Source organism: Acinetobacter sp. FB (assembly GCF_056033405.1).
Window position 1 is genome coordinate 194,952 of sequence record NZ_CM148502.1, and the last position, 18,678, is coordinate 213,629.

15 protein-coding genes are annotated in these 18,678 nt (G+C 35.8%); 12 read left to right on the forward strand and 3 right to left on the reverse strand.

Translation table 11 applies throughout. The features are described 5' to 3' along the window. The first annotated feature begins 202 nt into the window (after positions 1–202). Positions 203–934 (forward strand): Fic family protein, encoded by a 732-nt coding sequence (locus AC0JIQ_RS00905; RefSeq protein ID WP_474202358.1) that lies wholly within the window; start codon positions 203–205, stop codon positions 932–934. Positions 935–1,547: 613 nt separating this feature from the next. Here the strand turns inward: AC0JIQ_RS00905 and AC0JIQ_RS00910 are convergent. Beyond that, a complete protein-coding gene (locus AC0JIQ_RS00910) occupies positions 1,548–1,838 on the reverse strand; it encodes a hypothetical protein (protein WP_474202359.1) in 291 nt (96 codons plus the stop codon). A gap of 559 nt (positions 1,839–2,397) precedes the next feature. On the opposite strand from AC0JIQ_RS00910, the gene AC0JIQ_RS00915 reads away from it, so the two are divergent. After that, positions 2,398–3,267 carry a YagK/YfjJ domain-containing protein gene (locus AC0JIQ_RS00915; protein WP_474202360.1) on the forward strand — a complete coding sequence of 290 codons (870 nt, stop codon included), beginning with the start codon at positions 2,398–2,400 and terminating at the stop codon, positions 3,265–3,267. A gap of 110 nt (positions 3,268–3,377) precedes the next feature. After that, positions 3,378–3,677 carry a hypothetical protein gene (locus AC0JIQ_RS00920; protein WP_336916737.1) on the forward strand — a complete coding sequence of 100 codons (300 nt, stop codon included), beginning with the start codon at positions 3,378–3,380 and terminating at the stop codon, positions 3,675–3,677. 90 nt (positions 3,678–3,767) lie between these two features. Here the strand turns inward: AC0JIQ_RS00920 and AC0JIQ_RS00925 are convergent, their stop codons facing one another. Both AC0JIQ_RS00925 and AC0JIQ_RS00930 read right to left on the reverse strand, forming a co-directional pair. Further along, on the reverse strand, positions 3,768–3,992 hold the full coding sequence (locus tag AC0JIQ_RS00925; protein WP_241282245.1) for a hypothetical protein: 225 nt from the start codon (positions 3,990–3,992) through the stop codon (positions 3,768–3,770). Between the two features lie 131 nt (positions 3,993–4,123). After that, entirely contained in the window at positions 4,124–4,381 is a 258-nt protein-coding gene (locus tag AC0JIQ_RS00930; RefSeq protein ID WP_474202361.1) for a hypothetical protein, read from the reverse strand. Between the two features lie 660 nt (positions 4,382–5,041). On the opposite strand from AC0JIQ_RS00930, the gene AC0JIQ_RS00935 reads away from it, so the two are divergent. The 9 genes from AC0JIQ_RS00935 to AC0JIQ_RS00975 all read left to right on the forward strand — a co-directional run bounded on the left by AC0JIQ_RS00935 (position 5,042) and on the right by AC0JIQ_RS00975 (position 18,674). Then, positions 5,042–6,097, forward strand: coding sequence for a DUF932 domain-containing protein (locus tag AC0JIQ_RS00935; protein ID WP_474202362.1), 1,056 nt, complete (start codon positions 5,042–5,044; stop codon positions 6,095–6,097). Positions 6,098–6,263: 166 nt separating this feature from the next. Beyond that, positions 6,264–7,415 carry a YqaJ viral recombinase family nuclease gene (locus AC0JIQ_RS00940; RefSeq protein WP_474202363.1) on the forward strand — a complete coding sequence of 384 codons (1,152 nt, stop codon included), beginning with the start codon at positions 6,264–6,266 and terminating at the stop codon, positions 7,413–7,415. A gap of 147 nt (positions 7,416–7,562) precedes the next feature. Then, positions 7,563–8,435 carry a recombination directionality factor gene (locus AC0JIQ_RS00945; RefSeq protein WP_474202364.1) on the forward strand — a complete coding sequence of 291 codons (873 nt, stop codon included), beginning with the start codon at positions 7,563–7,565 and terminating at the stop codon, positions 8,433–8,435. Between the two features lie 105 nt (positions 8,436–8,540). After that, a complete protein-coding gene (locus AC0JIQ_RS00950) occupies positions 8,541–8,774 on the forward strand; it encodes a helix-turn-helix transcriptional regulator (RefSeq protein WP_474202365.1) in 234 nt (77 codons plus the stop codon). Between the two features lie 92 nt (positions 8,775–8,866). Beyond that, a complete protein-coding gene (locus AC0JIQ_RS00955; RefSeq protein ID WP_474202366.1) occupies positions 8,867–10,696 on the forward strand; it encodes a GmrSD restriction endonuclease domain-containing protein in 1,830 nt (609 codons plus the stop codon). A gap of 179 nt (positions 10,697–10,875) precedes the next feature. Then, on the forward strand, positions 10,876–11,904 hold the full coding sequence (locus AC0JIQ_RS00960) for a competence protein CoiA family protein (protein ID WP_474202367.1): 1,029 nt from the start codon (positions 10,876–10,878) through the stop codon (positions 11,902–11,904). A 94-nt stretch (positions 11,905–11,998) separates the two neighbouring features. Then, positions 11,999–15,274, forward strand: coding sequence for a helicase-related protein (locus tag AC0JIQ_RS00965; protein WP_474202368.1), 3,276 nt, complete (start codon positions 11,999–12,001; stop codon positions 15,272–15,274). Positions 15,275–15,276: 2 nt separating this feature from the next. Further along, positions 15,277–15,960, forward strand: coding sequence for a DUF4391 domain-containing protein (locus AC0JIQ_RS00970; protein ID WP_474202369.1), 684 nt, complete (start codon positions 15,277–15,279; stop codon positions 15,958–15,960). Then, positions 15,960–18,674, forward strand: coding sequence for an ATP-binding domain-containing protein (locus tag AC0JIQ_RS00975; RefSeq protein ID WP_474202370.1), 2,715 nt, complete (start codon positions 15,960–15,962; stop codon positions 18,672–18,674). Before AC0JIQ_RS00970 ends, AC0JIQ_RS00975 begins: the two co-directional genes overlap by 1 nt. Positions 18,675–18,678: the final 4 nt, after the last annotated feature.

An 18,678-nucleotide genomic window follows, 5' to 3' on the forward strand; every position in this document is an offset into this window, starting at 1 on the left:
GTGTATGATAATTAATTAAAATTAAAAACCGTATTTTGTATTTTACCCCCCAGTTATACCCCCAACTGTATGAGGGTACTCCATAGCTACTTAGCCATTGTTCTTACTATAGCATGGAAGCATTGGATTAACCTGATGGATTTCATTGCCATCATTTTTTAATGTATGATCATTTCATACTTACATACGTACAGAGATAAGCATGTTTGAGATCATTGATGATTTAAAAGCTAAATTAGATCAGCATCGACCTCTTTCACCTGCGATTGTTAAAAATCTACATGAAGACTTGATCCTGCGCTGGACGTACCATTCCAATGCGATTGAGGGTAATACTTTAACCTTATTGGAAACCAAAGTTGTTCTAGAAGGGATTACGGTAGGTGGTAAGGCATTAAGAGAGCATTTTGAAGCGATCAATCATCGTGATGCAATCTTGTATATCGAAGATATTATAAAAAAAGAAGAACCATTTTCTGAATGGCAAATTCGGAATGTTCATCAACTAATATTAAAAAACATTGATGATGAAAATGCTGGACGATATCGCCAGCAGAATGTATTAATTTCAGGTGCTACAACTAATCCGCCAGACCATACTTTGCTTAATGACAAAATGGCTCAGTTTATAGATTGGTATAACACGGAAGCTCATACATTGCATCCAGTTGAACGAGCTGCCAAAGTTCATGCTGATTTCGTAGGCATCCATCCTTTTGTCGATGGGAATGGACGAACATCTCGGTTATTGATGAATCTGGAACTGCTTAAAGCAGGCTATCCGCCCAGTGTGATTACAGTAGAAAATCGTTTAGCTTACTATGAGGCTTTAGATCAATGGATGGCTTATGGTAATACAGAACCATTCATGAATCTAATTGGTGGAGTTGTACTGGATGGATTTAAGCCTTATCAGATAGTTCTTGGTATTTGACTTTATTTAGAATGATTGTCAATTTTACTTTTTCATGGAATCCAATCTCAATGAGCGCTTACGAGCATCATGTGATCTTTTATTCCAAGTACTTTGAATTTTCTTTAAAACTTGATGATATCTTCTAATATCAAGTGTATACCATAGATCAAGTTGATGAAGCATAAAGCTCTTTCTTTCGTCGATAGTGTATGGAATATAAGTTGTTCTGTATGACATTTCTGATGCAATAATATTTTTTTCTATATAGTCAAATAACCACTGAGAAAATTCTTCATTTTGGATATGATTTTCGATAATCGTTTTTGATTGCTTTTTTATTTGAATAAATATTGTTAAATAAGTATTAAAAAATTTTTTACAATTATCTTGTTCTATGTATTTTTTTACTAAATAAAGATTTGCTAATAATGGTGAGTTGTTGCTGTAAAAATAAACTAATTCATCATTGTAAAAAATCACCTTTTGGGGTGGGGATGCAATTAGTAATTCTATTAATTTTTTTTCATTATTTCTTTTGTTGAAGGAGATATCTATAGAGTCATCTAAAAAATAATATATAAAATCTGCTAACCTCTTTTCACTATAAATCTTTTTTAAAAATGTTCTAAATTCAGCATTTGGATATGAAAAAGGAAGCTCTTTTAGGAATTTCTTTTTTAAGGGATAAATCAGTAGGTAGAACTAATATTAATCTGGTTAGTTCTTTTTTTACATCAATTAGTGTTTCACATCGTTGAATAATTTTAAGAGTCTCATCGAAATAATTAATTTCTCTTTCAAGTAAAGTTTCATAATCATGTTGAAATTTATTAAATATTTTAATTATTACCCAGATATATAAATTTACATCTGTTGTCTTCAGTAAGGTTTCTATTTCTTTTAACTCATCAGGTGATTTCATTCTATATCTAGCCCTCTTTGTTTTAAAGTAATTCAAAAGTAAAAATTATAGCATAAAATAGTATTTTTTTAGTAATAAAAAGTAATTTATTTAGGATAAATAAGTAATAATTATTCCTGTAAACTATTGTAGTAGTTGGTATGTTTGTTTAAAAAAGTAATTTATTACCTACTTTTAATGAATCGCTATCAAAATATAGAGTTCTATACTTAGCATTCTCAGCTCTTACTTATTTAAGTAAGTGTAAAATTTTGAATTGTTTGGAAACTTTTTGGTATAAATGTTCTTGTAATAATACTAAATTTTATTTTTTGTTAATCGAATAAAAGTTGCTTGATATTTTTTAATTTTATTATTGATGTATAGAGTGGTGAATTAATTTTTTAAGTTATTTCATCAAGGGTTATTAATATTATCTACTTTCAATTTATACTTCTTGTATTGATCTATTTGAATCTATCTGGTAGTTGGTATACTTGCTGTAGCAGTATGCTGTTTTGATTTAAGTCAATAATTACATCATCAGTTTTCCTATGTCTAAATAGCGTAGGAAATAAAGATGGTAAATCCAGTAAATGAATCAAGAGTCTTAATTGAAATTGAGTATTTTGTTGAGGATGTTATTGCTAAAAGATCTAAGCCAAGAAACTTCTACAGCAAGTTAACTCATTTATTGATTGAGTTTGATGCAATCTATAATCCTGACTTTCATTATTCCGCATTAATCGGTGCATTTATTGAATTGCTGCTTGATATGGAAAAATATCTCTATTGTCAAAAACAGTTGTTGGATCGATTATCTGAAATCTCTTACGCCGATATTCAACGAGATTTTAAAAAGCAGGATCGACGATATAAAAAACAATTACGTGATCATGGTTATAGTGAATCTCAGAACAGCGAACAACTAGTAAGACGAATGGAGCAGGTGAGTCAACGATATGCCCGTATTTTAGTAGTACGTGTTGATCTGGCTTATCCCCTGAAGCATCAGCATTTGGTGAATATCCAAAAGTTGGATGATGATATGAGGGTGCTGAGAAGACGGATTCAGGATCAGGATAAAATCTTTAAAGGTTTAATTGAATCAGCTTGGGCATTAGAGCAAGGGGAAGACAAGGGTTATCACTGTCATCTATTACTGGTGTATAAGGGGCATGAACGCTGCAAAGCCTATGGTATTGCTGATCAGGTTGGCAAGTTGTGGAAGCAGATCACAGGTGATTTAGGCTGTTATTTTAATTGTCATGATACTGAATATCTTAGACAGTTCTCCGAACGCAACATGCTTGGCATTGGTATGATTCATCGGAATAATCACCTAGAGGTCAATAATATGCTGAATACGGTGAAGTATCTGGTTCGTCCTGAAAAGGAGCATCAGTATCTCCGAGTTAAAACCCGTAAACGAATGCGAACCTTTGGATAAATTAAAAAAGATCTCAGATCTACATTATCGACATGAAGATGGATGCACAACATCCAATTTTTAAGGGCTGAGTTAACTGAGCCCTTTTTTATTATTCATGGAGATTACTTATGCAAATTCTTTGTCCTTATTGTCATTCTGAACATGTACAACGGATGTTACATAGCCCAGCGCAAGCTTCTGATGATTCAAGTCACCTATTGGGTACATCGGCAACCTTTGCCAGTATTGGTGCAGGCTTATCCAAAAGCTTGGGTGGCCAGATTCCAATTTCACCATGGATTGGGGGAATAGCAGGAGCGGTGATTGGTGGATTGTTTAGCGGATTACTGGATACACCACAACGAGCAGCAGCACCGTTACCAATCAGTTATTTCCAATGTCAGTCATGTCGGCAGTCGTTTATGTAGCGGCATAGTTTAAAAAAACCAATCAGCTTGATGACATGTATCTCAAAGCTGATTGGTTTGTATTCTATGTACGCGTGAGGGGATTGGATCTTATTTGGAACGTAGTGCGATAAACCCAATGAATAAGAGAATAATGATTCCCCCAATAAATTTACCGAAAGAGGGGAACATTATTGTAGGCCAGACTACCCCTTGACCTAAATGATAGGCAAAGGATTTATAGCTTTGAGGCCCCCAAAAGTGTTGATATACGGTAAAAAGTAATCCAATCGAGCAATAGCAACCAATTAACCAAGATTTAATATTTGTATTCATTTTTTTCCTCCAAATGCATATTCAACAAGTAAGACAAACAGAAACAACAGGATCATCATTCCAATAAAGGGTAGACCTAAGAAGCTGATGACAACGATGATGCAGATTAGTCCAGCAAGGAAGCGCATACGCTACTCCTGCATGCATTGCATGCTGCTTTGGATCATGTCTTGTTGAAAGCTTGTGGTTTGATTCATGGTGTAGAGATTGCTTTTGAGCCCATCCTCACCATATTTATTTTCCAGTTTTTGATAGATACAACTACAGGTTGATCCATCAATGCCACCTGTCTTACAGCCATTCACAAACTGCCGTTCGGTTTTACTGGCACAGCCTGTGAGTAGCAATATGGCGAAAGTGATGGATACCATTGTTAAAGAGGTTTTCATTGTTTCCCCAGAAATTGATTTTTAAATCAACATGCATATTTTTATTTAGCGTCTTATGAGAAATTCTAGCGACAACCAAGCTCCGAACTGTAATGTCGGATTTTTAGCAGCAACAAAGATGCTTAAATAACGGTATGGGCTAATTCAGCCTGTAACAAAGAACGCAGGGGTGCTTGAGGGAAAACAAGAGAGATAGATAGTGCTTAGTCATGATCGACTCCTTAGGTTGAAGAAGTCCTACCGAATCACTGTCAATTGATTATGGTGGCAGAACGAAAGGGGGTTGACAGACTGAACCTAAGAATCAGCACACCCGAAGGTGTCCCCCTCCCGTTCTACCGCAGAGGGAGCACGAGAACTCACACCAAAAGAAAGGGATCTTTTAGTGTACTTAGGAATCGGTCTGTCAAAACCGACTGACCATGAGGGTCAGCAAGGCAAGGATAATATTGAGTGGGTGTTTAGTCAATTGCGAGTTTTTAAAAGTCTTTGATTTGACTGAATTAGAAAAAATTTCAGCTATATATCATCTAAGTGAATCAAACGGTTCAAATTTATTTGATCGTCTTCATCTTTGGTCTGCTCCCTCAGCAGGCCTTTTTTTATGCCCAAAATTTAATTTGGATGACAGCAATTTCACTCTTTTAAAAGGAAAATCATATGGCACATTTAGTTGAAACCATGGCATTCGTTGGACAAACCCCTTGGCATGGACTAGGCAACCAACTCACCCAAAACCAGCCCATCGAGATATGGGCGCAGCAGGCAGGTATGGATTGGCGCATCGAATCCTCTGATGTCAGTTACATGGCGCAAAATGAAAAAGGACAAAGCATCATCATGCCTTTTGAGGAACAGCGAGTACTTTACCGTTCTGATACCCATGCACCTCTATCCGTGGTGAGTCAACGCTTTCAGGAAGTGCAACCTAAAGAGATTTTAGAATTCTATCGTGACCTGACTGAACAATCAGGCTTTGAACTAGAAACCGCTGGGGTGCTGAAAGGTGGTAGGAAATTCTGGGCATTGGCTAAGACGGGACAGACTTCCGCTTTAAAAGGTAAAGACGTCAGCAATGGTTATATTCTTTTAGCGACAGCCTGTGATGGCACACTCGCCACCACAGCACAATTCACCAGTATTCGAGTGGTGTGTAACAACACTCTCGCGATTGCCCTTAAAGGACAAAATACCAGTGCAGGTGTAGTTAAAGTTCCGCATAGTACCAAGTTCGATGCAGAGAAAGTCAAACAGCAACTCGGGATTTCAGTCCGTGCATGGGATGAACACATGTATGAAATGAAACAACTGAGTCAGCGTAAAGTGACACAGCAGGAAGCGACCGCCTATTTTGATGCAGTGTTTAACAACACCAGTCTCAGTACAGCAGAACAGGATGAAAGCATTATTCAATTCTATCGAAATGCAGCCATGCCAAATCAAGGCATCACGCCAGTAAGTAAAGCCGACAATAAAACTGAACCGAATGGACGTGCCATGTCGAAAGTCATGACTATGTTTAACGGACATGGACGAGGGGCAGAACTCAGCTCAGCCAAGGATACGGCGTATGGATTATTGTGTAGCATCACCGAGTTTTGTGACCATGAACGAAGAGCGATGAGTACCGATCATCGACTGGATTCAGCATGGTTCGGAGCGGGGGCTGCCATTAAACAGCGTGGTCTCGAACAGGCATTGAGAATGGTTAGTTAAGAAAAGCATACCATTCGTTCAGTTTTATTTAAGCTCATCCATTTAGCCTAAGCATACGGTAACACCGTACAAGCACAGCAACATCTTTAGCCACATTCTCCAGATGTGGCTTTTTTTATGCCCGAAATTTAGCTTTTACGATTTTACTCATACAGGAATATTCAATATGCATAGCCATACCCAAATTCAAAACACATTAAATCATCCACCACTACAGCCTTATTCACCAAACTTAGATCAACCCACTCAACAGGTTGAGGCGGGAACTCGAACCAAGCGAAATCCATCTAACAGCACAACCAATCCCTCACACAGTAAGCAGCCACGAAAAACCAAAGCACCTGTAGCGAAACGCCTTGCCAATACTAAACAGCTCAATTACCAACAATGGCTCGAAGTCAGAAAACAGGGCATTGGCAGTAGTGATGCAGCAACCGCCTGTGGACTCAATCCCTATATGTCGATGCTGGAACTGTGGATGATTAAGACAGGACGGATGCAACAAAACATCGAGGATGAAAGTGCAGGCTACGCTCCATTGTACTGGGGCAAGCAGTTAGAACCGTTGGTGGCTGAATACTACAGCATGCATACCAACCACAAAGTGCGTCGGGTCAATGCAGTGCTGCAACACCCTGATGAAGACAAGCATTTTATGCTCGCCAATTTGGATTATGCCGTGGTAGGTAATGAAGAAGTTCAAATATTAGAATGCAAAACCGTAGGGGAATATGGCTCAAAACTCTGGCGGGATGGCGTACCGCTTTATGTCCTCTGCCAAGTGCAACATCAACTCGCAGTCACAGGTAAACAGGCAGCACATATCTGTGCCTTGATCTGTGGACATGAAAGTAAAATCTTTAAAGTGACCCGTAATGAAACGGTGATTCAGCACATCATTAATGCCGAACGCCACTTCTGGCAATGTGTGGAGTCGGATATTCCACCGAGTGTCGATGCCTCGGATTCAGCGGCCAAAGCTTTGCAACAACTTTATCCAGCACAGACGCCATTACAGGTAGAAGACCTTACCCAAAATGAACAAGCCAATTACTTATTCAATCAACTGTTAGAGGAGAGACATAAAGTTGAACAACACCAACAGTATTTCGATGAACTCAAACATCAACTACAAATGATGATGAAAGAGGCAGAGCGAGCGGTATTTACAGGTGGTTCAGTCACTTGGAAAAAGTCGCAAGACTCCATCAGCCTAGACAGCAAATCCCTGCTTAAACAGCATCCTGAATATCTACAGCAGTTTCCACAAACTAAAGCTGGGACACGAAGATTTCAGATTTATTCGAATGGTGGATAGGACAGATATTTATTCCACCATTTATTATCTTAACAAAAGTATCAATTCAGCCGATCCCATACCTCAACAGGTATGGGATTTTTTATGCCCAAAATTTAATTGAACCTATTCAATTTTTATTTATACATCTATATAGAGGACATCAACATGATTAAAGGTCTCGCAATCACTCCACCTGTTTTAGGTCGTATCAGTATCGGCAAAATTGTTGAAAAGAATGGTAAACGTCTGCCTGAACGAGATGATCAATTTACCATTACCAGTCAAATCCAAAACAAAGAGGGTTGGGTGAAACATCCACTGGATGAACAGTTACGTGCTAATGCACAAAACCAAAAACTCAGAACGATTCCAGTACGGATGATTTTCAATGACCCTGAACTTAACCTACGGGCAGAGTACAGCCTATTTGACCGCCAAACAGGACGATTAATCTGCTCAGGCAATGGCGAAACTTGTCAGCGACTTGGACAAAATGGCATTGAACAACATCCATGCCCATCACCTGATTTATGTCCATTGGCACAAGGTGGACTGTGTAAACCTTATGGCAGACTGTATGTCAATTTAGATGAATCAGATGAGTTTGGCACATTCATCTTTAGAACCACAGGCTTTAATAGCATTCGCACTTTGGCAGCAAGGCTCAGTTATTATCATGCAGCATCGGGTGACTTGCTTTCGTGTTTGCCATTGCAATTGACCTTGCGAGGTAAAAGCACAACACAAAGCTATCGTACCCCGATCTACTACGTGGATCTAACTTTACGTGATGGCACAAACCTGAAAGACGCGATTAGTTCAGCCAAACAGATGGATGAACAAAGTAAGATAGCAGGGTTTTATCAGGAGGCGTTGGATCATGTGGCACGGCAAGGCTATGGCAATGCCAGCTTTGAGGTGGGAAGTGAAGAGGGCTTGGATATTGTGGATGAGTTTTATACTGAGGAAGCAAAATCTGAGCAACATCAGCAAAGGCATGATTTAACTAATGTTCAGGATATTCAGAAAGGTTTGTAGCAGTCGGTTCAGGCTTTGAATTAGCTGAAGCCCAGTGAAATTTTACTGGATAGAGCTATCATCTGAGCGAATCCCCGCTCGCATCAATGATTAGGAGAAATCATCATGAATGCGTTCACAGGTCAAACTTTTCAGATGAATCAAATTATTAACATTAAGCATGTAGTCGAGTTTACTGCCCTTAGCCGATCGAAAATCTATGAGATGATTAACAAGGACTCAAAATATTACGATCCTACATTTCCCCAGCCTATACGGTTGACTGAAATGCGTATTGGTTGGTCAGCGTGGGAAATCCATCAGTGGATTGAGAGTAAGCTGAAAAGCCGAGAAGAATAATAGTGGGAGCTTTTGCTCCCTTATTTTTTTGCTAATTGAAAAATTTATAAGATAATGTATTTTAAATGAATTAATTTAAATAAGTTTGGCATATGAGTAATTTTGATAGTTCAAAAGAATATTTGAATGATATTTTAAAGAAAGTTATTCAAGGTAAATTACAGTTACCTGATTTTCAGAGAGGCTGGGTATGGGATAATTCACATATAAAATCTTTACTAGTGAGTATATCTCGTTCTTTTCCAGTTGGTGCAGTGATGTTATTGGAAACAGGTGGAGATGTTAAATTTCAAGTGCGCCCCGTAGAAAATGTGGATCTAAAAAATAAAGATATTCAGCCTGAGGAGCTCATATTAGATGGTCAACAACGATTAACATCTTTAACTCAAGTACTAATGCTTGATAAACCAGTAAAGACTTTTGATGAAAAAGGGCGTTTAATTAAACGCTTCTATTATATTGATATTGAAATGGCTCTTGGTGGTAATCTTGAGGAGGCTTTTATATCAGTAGAAGAGGATAGAATTGTTAGAACTAATTTTGGACGCGATATAAAAAAGATAACAAATGAAAAAGGGGATGAGATTCTATTAGACTTTTCTACAACACAAAAAGAATGCAAGGCATTTTTCTTTCCCTGTAATAAAATTCTAAACTCTGATGAGTGGGAGGAGTCTCTTTTTGAAAATGCTCCTGAAAATATGCCTAAATATATGCAGTTTAGGAAAAAAGTATTAGATGCTTTTCGAAAGTATGCTGTGCCAGTGATTAAGCTAGATAAGGATAACTCAAAAGAAGCAGTCTGCTTGGTATTTGAAAAAGTAAATACTGGTGGTGTTCCATTATCTGTTTTTGAGTTAGTAACAGCAACTTTTGCAGCCGAAGGTTATAACTTAAGAGATGATTGGTACGGTCACCCAGAGAGAAATCCTATTGGACGTTTCCAATCTTTATTTGATAAAGAATCAATTTTAAAAGTGATTGAACCTACTGATTTTTTACAAACGATCAGCCTTTTGAGTACATTGCAAAAACGAACAACAGATGTAAAAGAAAATAAGTCTGGAAAATTAGTTTCAGCAGTCAGTGCAAAACGTTCAGCAATATTGGCAATGTCATTAGAAGAATATAGGCAATGGGCTGATAAAGTAGAAAATGGTTTTTTACTGGCTGCAAAGTTCTTGAGGAAAGAGTGTTTTTTCTTCACGAAAGATCTGCCATATAGAACTCAACTAGTCCCTTTGGCTGCAATATTGAGCCTCCTAAATGAAAGATGGCTTGAACCAAAAGTTTATGAAAAATTAACTCAATGGTTTTGGTGTGGTGTCTTAGGCGAGCTATACGGTGGGGCAGTTGAGACTCGTATTGCAAATGACTTAGAAGACTTCGTAAGTTGGTTGACAGATAACCATCATGATGTCCGTACTATTCAAGAGGCCTCTTTTCAGGCACAACGTCTAGTAACTTTAAGATCTCGTTTGAGTGCTGCTTATAAAGGACTAAACATACTAATATTAAGAGATGGAGCACAAGACTTTTTTTGGAAAGAGTCTATTCAAAATCTAGATGTAGAAGAGGTAGCTTTAGATATTCACCACATTTTCCCTAAGAAATGGTGTGAAGAAAATAATAAACCTGTAAAAGTGTATGACTCGATACTTAATAAAACGCCAATATCTTATAAAGCAAATAGAATGATTGGGGGGAAGGCCCCCTCTAAATATCTAGAGGATTTACAAAATCATAAGACTGTTATGATTGATAATGAAGCAATGAATCAAATCTTGAAATCTCATCTTATTAGCTTTGATGCTATTAGAAATGATAATTTTGAACTTTTCATTGAAAATAGAAGAAATGATTTACTCTGGTTAATTACAAGAGTAATGGGTAAATCTTGCTCAGATATGAGTGTTGGTTAATTAAAATTGGGAGATAAGCTATCTCCCAATTTTCTTATATGTATCTATATAAAAGAATATTTGATTTTATGTGGCTTAATTTCTTAGTTGGAATAGTGCATTTCTTAAGATTTAGGGGCATTGAAGAGGAAACAATTAGAACTTAGAGTATTTGATTATAAATATAAAAGGGCAGGTTTATGGCACGTTATCAATATGCTAAAGATCAATTGGGGAAAGTAGTCAGAGCTATTGATTTGGTTGGTAAAGAGCAACAGTCAAATTTCATATGTTTAGGCTGTGATAATATTTTAATAGCCAAAGTCAATGGAAAAATAAAACAACCACATTTTGCACATAAAAATATTCAAGAGTGTAATGGTGAAACATATTTGCATCGTTTGGGCAAACAGGTTTTTTTTGATGTGTATCGAAAATGTTTAGAGGAAAATGAACCCTTTTATATTACTTTTCATGTTTCTAAGAAATGCAATAAATTCAGAAGAAGTATTCGTAAGAATTGTGATCTTGGATTTATTGAAAAAAAGTTTGATCTGACCGAATATTTCTCAATTATTGAAGTTGAGAAGAAAGAGGAAAATTTTATTCCAGATTTATTACTTTCTAGAGCAAATTTCCCAGAAGACAATATTTATATTGAAATTGCCGTAACGCACTTTTTGAGTGAGAAAAAACAAAGCTCAGGAAAACGTATTATAGAAATAAGAATTGATTCTGAAGAAGATATAGATCAAATATATCAAGCAAATTTAGAGCCTCATGGTGCTTTGTTTTTAGGTTTTAATCAGGGTAGTGCCTCAATTACGGATTCTGAGTGCAAATGTTTACGTAAGCAATTTTTTGGTTTCTATATTTGGGACTCAGGTAAGTCCTTTTTAGAGCTCTCCTATTTGTCAGATATTGAAGAAAAGCTTACGAAGTATAGGGATAAAATTATTTATAGCAATATCATTGAAACAGATTTAGAGTTCGTTAACTCTACTGTATATGTGGGCTATGCTCATGGTGATATCTTTCTGGACCAGCTAAAGCTGGCAGCTCAGAACAAAGTACCGATTAAGAATTGTTTTTTATGCAAATATAGTGGGAATAACTGGGATTATGCAAATAATCAGCCTATTTTTTGCAAAGCCAAAAAATTTAAATGTGGGTCCAATCAGGCAGCTGAATGTGATTGGTATAGACCTGAAAAACTATTGAATTTATGAAATAAATAAGAATTTGGTATGTGTGGGGAAGATTGCGAAAAAGAAGAAATATTTCAGTTATTATAGTGAATGATATATTTATTATTCCTTCTCTATGAAACTTATTGATAACATTAATAACACATTAGGTAATGAGATTGAGGAAAATCTCAACAGCAAATCACGTCTAAAGATAGCGGCATCTTATTTTTCAATTTATGCCTTTGCTGCATTGAAGAAAGAACTTGAAAAAATTGAAGAATTACAATTCATTTTTACTTCTCCAACCTTTGTTGCGGATAATGTTACAGACAAACTTAAAAAAGAAAAACGTGAGTTTGTGATCCCTCAGCAAGATCGTGAAAGTAGTTTGTACGGGACAGAATTTGAAATTCATTTAAGGAATAAATTATCACAAAAAGCGATTGCCAAAGAATGTGCAGATTGGATACGACGAAAAGCTAAATTTAAATCCAATAACAGCAATGCGCCAATGCAGGAATTTATCAACATTCAAAAACCTGAACACTCTCTAACATACATGCCCATTCAGGGATTTACTCCAATGGGGCTTGGTTTTGAGAAGGGAAATGCTATCTCGAATATCGTAAATTGCTTTGATGAGACTGCTACAGTACAAACTTACATTCAATTATTTAACCAAATTTGGAATGATGCTTCAAAGGTTGATGATGTCACCAGTGAAATTATTCAGCATATAGAATCTGTCTATCAAGAGAATCCTCCTGAACGTATTTATTTCTTAATGCTTTACAACATCTTTAAGGATTTTTTGGAAGATTTAAATGAAGATGTGATGCCAAATGATCTAACGGGTTATCAGGATACTTTGGTATGGAATAAGTTATTCAATTTCCAGAAAGATGCAGCAGTAGGGATCATTAATAAGCTTGAAAGCTATAATGGCTGTATCTTGGCAGACAGTGTGGGATTGGGTAAAACTTTTACTGCATTGGCTGTGATTAAGTATTATGAATTAAGAAATAAAAGTGTCTTGGTACTTTGCCCTAAAAAATTAAGTGCTAACTGGACCAATTATAATGCGAACTTAGTAACCAATATTTTTGCTAAGGATCGTTTTAACTATGATGTTCTTTATCATACTGATTTATCACGTAGTAGCGGTGAAACACTAGGGATTGATTTAGCAAAGATCAATTGGGGAAATTATGATCTTGTTGTAATTGATGAGTCACATAATTTTAGAAACCGAGATACTTATAAAGATAAAGAAACTCGTTACGATAAATTAATGAATAAAATTATTCGTCAAGGTGTAAAAACTAAGGTTTTGATGCTTTCTGCAACTCCAGTCAATAATCGTTTTAATGATTTAAAAAATCAGTTGGCATTGGCATATGAGGGTAATGCCTCATTGCTTGAACAAAAGTTGGATACCGAGAGGGATATTTCAACAATTTTTAGTCGTGCGCAAGCAAGTTTTAATACATGGGCAAAACTTGATCCGAAGCAACGTAATACACAAGCAATTTTAAACTTATTGGATTTTGATTTCTTTAAGTTGTTAGATAGTGTCACGATTGCTCGCTCTAGAAAGCATATTCAAACTTTTTACGATACTAAAGATATTGGGCAATTCCCCCAACGATTAAAGCCAATTTCATTTCGCTGTGCGTTGTCGACTGAGCACAATACTGTATCTCTGAATGAAATATATGCCGATCTGTCATTAATTAAGATGTCTGTCTATGCGCCAGTGAGTTACATTTTTCCAAGCGCATTAAAAAAATATGAAGAGCTATTTGATACTCAAGTAGGAGATGGGAAAAAATTTAAGCAAAAGGATCGGGAAAAGAGTCTACAAGCCTTAATGACGGTGAATTTGCTGAAACGGCTTGAAAGTTCTGTCCATGCCTTTCGTTTAACACTGACTGTGCTAAAAAATAATATTGAGAAAGTCCTATCACAAATTGCTGATTTTGAAGCACGGCAATCTTCGGATGAAATCAGTATTTCAACTGATTTTGGATATGATGAAGATGAAAATGATGAGGGGATAAGTAGTGAAGATTTAATTGGGAAAAAACTCAAGATCCATCTAGGTGATTTGGATCTCATGACTTGGAAAGTTGATCTTGAAGGTGATCATCAACTGATCCTCGGTTTATTGCGTTCAATTAAAGTAATCGATGCAGCCCACGATGCGAAACTACAACATTTAAAACAGCAAGTGATTGAAAAGGTTCAACAGCCAATTAACCCTTCAAACTGCAAAGTAATCATTTTTACTGCGTTTGCGGATACTGCGCATTATATTTACGAACATCTAGCCCCCTATTTACATGAACAGCATCAATTACACAGTGCTTGTATTACTGGCTCAAAAAACAATTCAACTATTAAAACAATGCTAGGCAGCCGTAAAGCCTACGATATGCAAGGTTTACTGACATTGTTTTCACCAAGGTCTAAACAAAAACAAGATATATTCCCAAATGAAGCAAGAGAAATTGATATTTTAATTGCTACAGACTGTATTTCTGAGGGACAAAACTTACAGGATTGTGATTATTTGATTAATTTTGATATTCATTGGAATCCTGTACGTATCATTCAGCGGTTTGGGCGAGTGGATCGTATTGGCTCATCCAATGACGTAATTCAGCTTGTGAATTACTGGCCTGATATTAGTTTAGATGAATATATCAACCTACGAGAACGGGTTGAGAATCGGATGGTCATTGTCGATATGACGAGTACAGGGGATGATAATGTTCTGAGTGCTCAAGCCAACGATATGGCATATCGCAAAGAACAACTACAAAAATTACAAAATGAAGTGCTGGATTTGGAAGATGCGAATACAGGTGTATCGATTACAGATTTAGGTCTAAATGACTTTCGTATGGATTTGCTTGGCTATTTGGAACAGTATCCTGAATTGAAACGATTACCAAATGGTCTTCATACTGTTGTGCCTGCACAGCCAGAATTAGGTCTGAATACAGGAGTCATTTTTACTTTAAGAGCACGACATCCTGAGTCGCATACGAGCCAAAGTAATCGCTTATATCCGTACTATTTAGTTTATATTAATGAAAGTGGTGAAGTGATCTATGACTATACTCAAGCTAAATATTTATTAGATATAGCTAGAAAAGCATGTCGTGGGAAAGTTGAGCCGATTCCAGAAGCGTATGAAAAATTTAATCAAGAAACCAATGATGGTCGAGATATGAGTCAATATTCAGCATTATTGGATACCGTGATCCATAGCATTCAAAATATAAAAGTTGAAAAGGATATTGATAGTCTGTTTTCGGGTTTGACAACTTCAGCATTGGTTGATGTTGTTTCAGGCTTAAATGATTTTGAGTTAATTAGTTTTATTGTGATTGAAGATACTTAGTCATGAAGCTATATCAATTTCCACAACAAGCAAAAGTTGACCGCCTAATTCCGAAAAATAAGTTCTATGAACAAGGTAGAGCCAACAGTAAAATTGAGCAACTCTTTGTGAATCAAGTAGAGAGTATTCGTTGGGCTTATAAATTGGCAGCTTCTACCATTCACCTTGAAGATCAAGATGACTTGAAAGAAATTCAAATTTTTCGAGTGAAGAGCCGTGTCGAAAATTTAGATATCTCAATTCTATCGTTTATCGATAAACTCATTCTAACGCCTATTATTTTTGAGGTGCTTTATCAAGATAAAGTTAAAGTCGTTGCAACATATAAGCATTTGAATCAATCAGATAAAAGCAAAGCTGTGATTGGTCAATATTATGCTTCTGAGTGGTTAGAAGATCATCACCGTGCTGAATTGCCTTTTTACTTAAAATTGCCTGATCTATATGAACATTTCATCGAACAGTTATTACCACTAGCAACAAGTGAAGAACAACACAAAGATCAGGAATCTATTTCCCTTGAACTTAAATTACAGCAAGCCCATAAACTTGAAAGCTTGTTAAAACAGTTTGATCAGTTGAAATCCAAGTTGAGAAGTGAAAAGCAATTTAACCGCAGAGTTGAATTGAATAAAAAAATTATTGAATTAAAGAATCAACTCATTCAAATTGAGAGAGGAATCTAATGATCCACAAGGAAATTAATGAAGTAGCACAAGATACACTTAACATCATTACTGATATTTCTTCTAGAGCAAGGGATTCTTTAGCTCAATCTGGATATTCAAGTGAAGTAATTACAGCAAATAGTTTTACAGATAATGCATTTCTAACATTAGAAGCTTCTTCTGATGCTATACGGGCTGACTATTTTTATCTTATTAAAGAACCAGCATTTATGTGTATAGATTTGGAGGATAAAAAACATAATTATTGTCGTAGTATTTATTTTTCTAAGTTTGCAGTACCAACTGGATTAGGTTTTTGGCGTGAAAAGAATATTGATTTTGTTAGCTATCGTTCACCCATGGGAAAAATAGCCTCTTTGTCTTGTAACTCAAAGGTTGAATTAGGTAATACAGAGTATCGCATCACGAGAAAAGTGGAGTTTATTCCATATCAGACGGAAGAGTTATGGGATGGCATTTCAATTGATATAGTCACAAAAAAAGAAAAAATTTATTTAGAATCTTTTCGCAAGTTTTTGGAAAGTTTAGAAGATAAAGGTATTGATGTAGAAGCTTATTTAAAAGCTATTGCTGAAGAAGAGCAGACAACAGTAGGTAAAATTAAAAATCTTACACGTAATATACGTTCAGGGATGTCTTTACGTAGCCAAGCTGCGTTAGATGAATACCAAGACAATATTTTTCGTTTACCAGTCAACTCACAACGTATTATTTTAGGTCCACCTGGTACAGGTAAAACCACAACTTTAATTAAGCGTTTAGGGCAAAAACTTGATAGATCACAAGGTGTATTGTCAGGAATTGAAGAAGACCTTTTAAAAAAATTAAGTAAAGATGGTAAAGGATTTAACGATTGGTTGATGTTTACTCCTTCAGAGTTATTAAAAGAATATTTGTTTAAAGCTTTTAATTATGAAGGTATTGCAATTCGAGAAAACTTAATAACGTGGTCAAATTGCTCTAGAAATATTGCACGTAAAAATTTTAGTATTTTAAATACTGCAAAAAATAGCTCAGGTTTTTCTTTTTCTTCAACAGAGAATCTAAAACCACGGCATGTTGATGATCCTCGTCTTCTATATACAAGCTTCCAAAGCTTTATTGATACTGCTTTAACTTTAGAATTAAGCAATGGCTTTAAAATTTTGCAGAAAGCATCTAGCTTAAATGATGAGAAATTGATTGAAAAAATTCGAGTCATTATTGAAAGTAGAGAAGCTGTTACAGCAAAATATAGACAACTTTTTGAACTTGAAAATCAAATCAAGAAATTGATTGAAAGTGAAAAAAGTGTCAGTGACAAGTTAGTTCAAGAAGAGCGTAACTTATTGGTGAATAAGAATGCAGGTATTCTTGAAGATCTTGCTCGCTTCTTAAATGATTTTAAAAATGTTGATGATGAAGAGGAAGATGATGAGTCTGACTATGATGAAGATGAAACGGAAGTAATTGTAAGTCATACTCAGCAAGCAAAGGCTTTGGTAGAATTTCAAAAAATTTTAAAGAAACTTGCTCGTTATCATTATCTTAAGAAATCATTTAAGAAAAACAGTAAAGATGCAAAATTAGTTGATTGGTTAATGGGAAAATTGCCTTCAGATGAAAGACTTCAGCAATTAGGGCGAAGTATAGCTTTACAAAATGGCTTACGTCATAACTTAAGTTGTTGGAAGCGTAGCTATAAAAAAACTGTGAACTTATATAAAAAGTTTAGAAAAGAAGAAGGATATCAATATTTTTATGCCACTACTAAATTAGATACTAAAAAAATTTCACAAGCAGAACTAGACTTAATTTTATTGGTGACATTACGTAATTTAAAAGCCTTACTTAAAGAGCCGTATATTCTTAGAAATATAGATGAACTTGCTTTCCAAGAGTTGAAAAGTTTACGTGATAGTATATTTAAAGATCAGATAATGGTTGATGAAGCTACTGATTTTTCTGCATTACAGCTTGCTTGTATGCAAGCAATGACGACACCGCTGTTAAACTCTTTCTTTGCTTGTGGGGATTTTAATCAACGACTAACTCAACAAGGGATTAAAGATTTAGCTTTGATCGAATGGATTTCACCTGATCTAAAAATAGAACGTATCAATACAATTTATCGTCAAAGTCCTAAATTAAATGAATTCACTCATGCAATTTTGGATTTAATGGGTGAAAGTGATATAGAAGCACGTTCTGAATTATCACCATTTACCTCTTTTGAAGGCTTACCATCTGTGTTGGTTGAGTATCAACAGGATATGGAAGATATAGCCCAATGGATAACTGAGCGAATTGGTGAAATTGAGCGTTTAGTGAATGTGAATCATGCTGAAGAGCAACTTTTGCCATCAATCATGGTTTTGGTCAAAGATGAGTCTCTTGTGCAACCTATGGCTAAAAAATTATCTGAATATTTGGATGAGTATAATTTAAAAGCGATTGCATGTTTACAAGGTCAAAGTGTAGGCAATGCTACTGATGTACGTGTATGTAGTATTGAGTATATTAAAGGTTTGGAATTTGAAGCTGTATTTTTTGTGGGTATCGACCAATTAATACAGCAGTATCCTGATTTATATCAAAAGTTCTTATATGTCGGTGCAACCCGAGCAGCCAACTATTTAGGGGTGACCTGTGCTGATGAATTGCCGAAAGCACTTGAACAATTACGTCCATACTTCGGTAAAAACTGGAATATGGAAAATTTAGATTTTTAAGATT

Bases quoted from the DNA above. Each gene is read 5' to 3' on its own strand.
- AC0JIQ_RS00905 (WP_474202358.1), top strand. From the start codon at position 203: ATGTTTGAGATCATTGATGATTTAAAAGCTAAATTAGATCAGCATCGA.
- AC0JIQ_RS00910 (WP_474202359.1), bottom strand. From the start codon at position 1,838: ATGAAATCACCTGATGAGTTAAAAGAAATAGAAACCTTACTGAAGACA.
- AC0JIQ_RS00915 (WP_474202360.1), top strand. From the start codon at position 2,398: ATGGTAAATCCAGTAAATGAATCAAGAGTCTTAATTGAAATTGAGTAT.
- AC0JIQ_RS00920 (WP_336916737.1), top strand. From the start codon at position 3,378: ATGCAAATTCTTTGTCCTTATTGTCATTCTGAACATGTACAACGGATG.
- AC0JIQ_RS00925 (WP_241282245.1), bottom strand. From the start codon at position 3,992: ATGAATACAAATATTAAATCTTGGTTAATTGGTTGCTATTGCTCGATT.
- AC0JIQ_RS00930 (WP_474202361.1), bottom strand. From the start codon at position 4,381: ATGAAAACCTCTTTAACAATGGTATCCATCACTTTCGCCATATTGCTA.
- AC0JIQ_RS00935 (WP_474202362.1), top strand. From the start codon at position 5,042: ATGGCACATTTAGTTGAAACCATGGCATTCGTTGGACAAACCCCTTGG.
- AC0JIQ_RS00940 (WP_474202363.1), top strand. From the start codon at position 6,264: ATGCATAGCCATACCCAAATTCAAAACACATTAAATCATCCACCACTA.
- AC0JIQ_RS00945 (WP_474202364.1), top strand. From the start codon at position 7,563: ATGATTAAAGGTCTCGCAATCACTCCACCTGTTTTAGGTCGTATCAGT.
- AC0JIQ_RS00950 (WP_474202365.1), top strand. From the start codon at position 8,541: ATGAATGCGTTCACAGGTCAAACTTTTCAGATGAATCAAATTATTAAC.
- AC0JIQ_RS00955 (WP_474202366.1), top strand. From the start codon at position 8,867: ATGAGTAATTTTGATAGTTCAAAAGAATATTTGAATGATATTTTAAAG.
- AC0JIQ_RS00960 (WP_474202367.1), top strand. From the start codon at position 10,876: ATGGCACGTTATCAATATGCTAAAGATCAATTGGGGAAAGTAGTCAGA.
- AC0JIQ_RS00965 (WP_474202368.1), top strand. From the start codon at position 11,999: ATGAAACTTATTGATAACATTAATAACACATTAGGTAATGAGATTGAG.
- AC0JIQ_RS00970 (WP_474202369.1), top strand. From the start codon at position 15,277: ATGAAGCTATATCAATTTCCACAACAAGCAAAAGTTGACCGCCTAATT.
- AC0JIQ_RS00975 (WP_474202370.1), top strand. From the start codon at position 15,960: ATGATCCACAAGGAAATTAATGAAGTAGCACAAGATACACTTAACATC.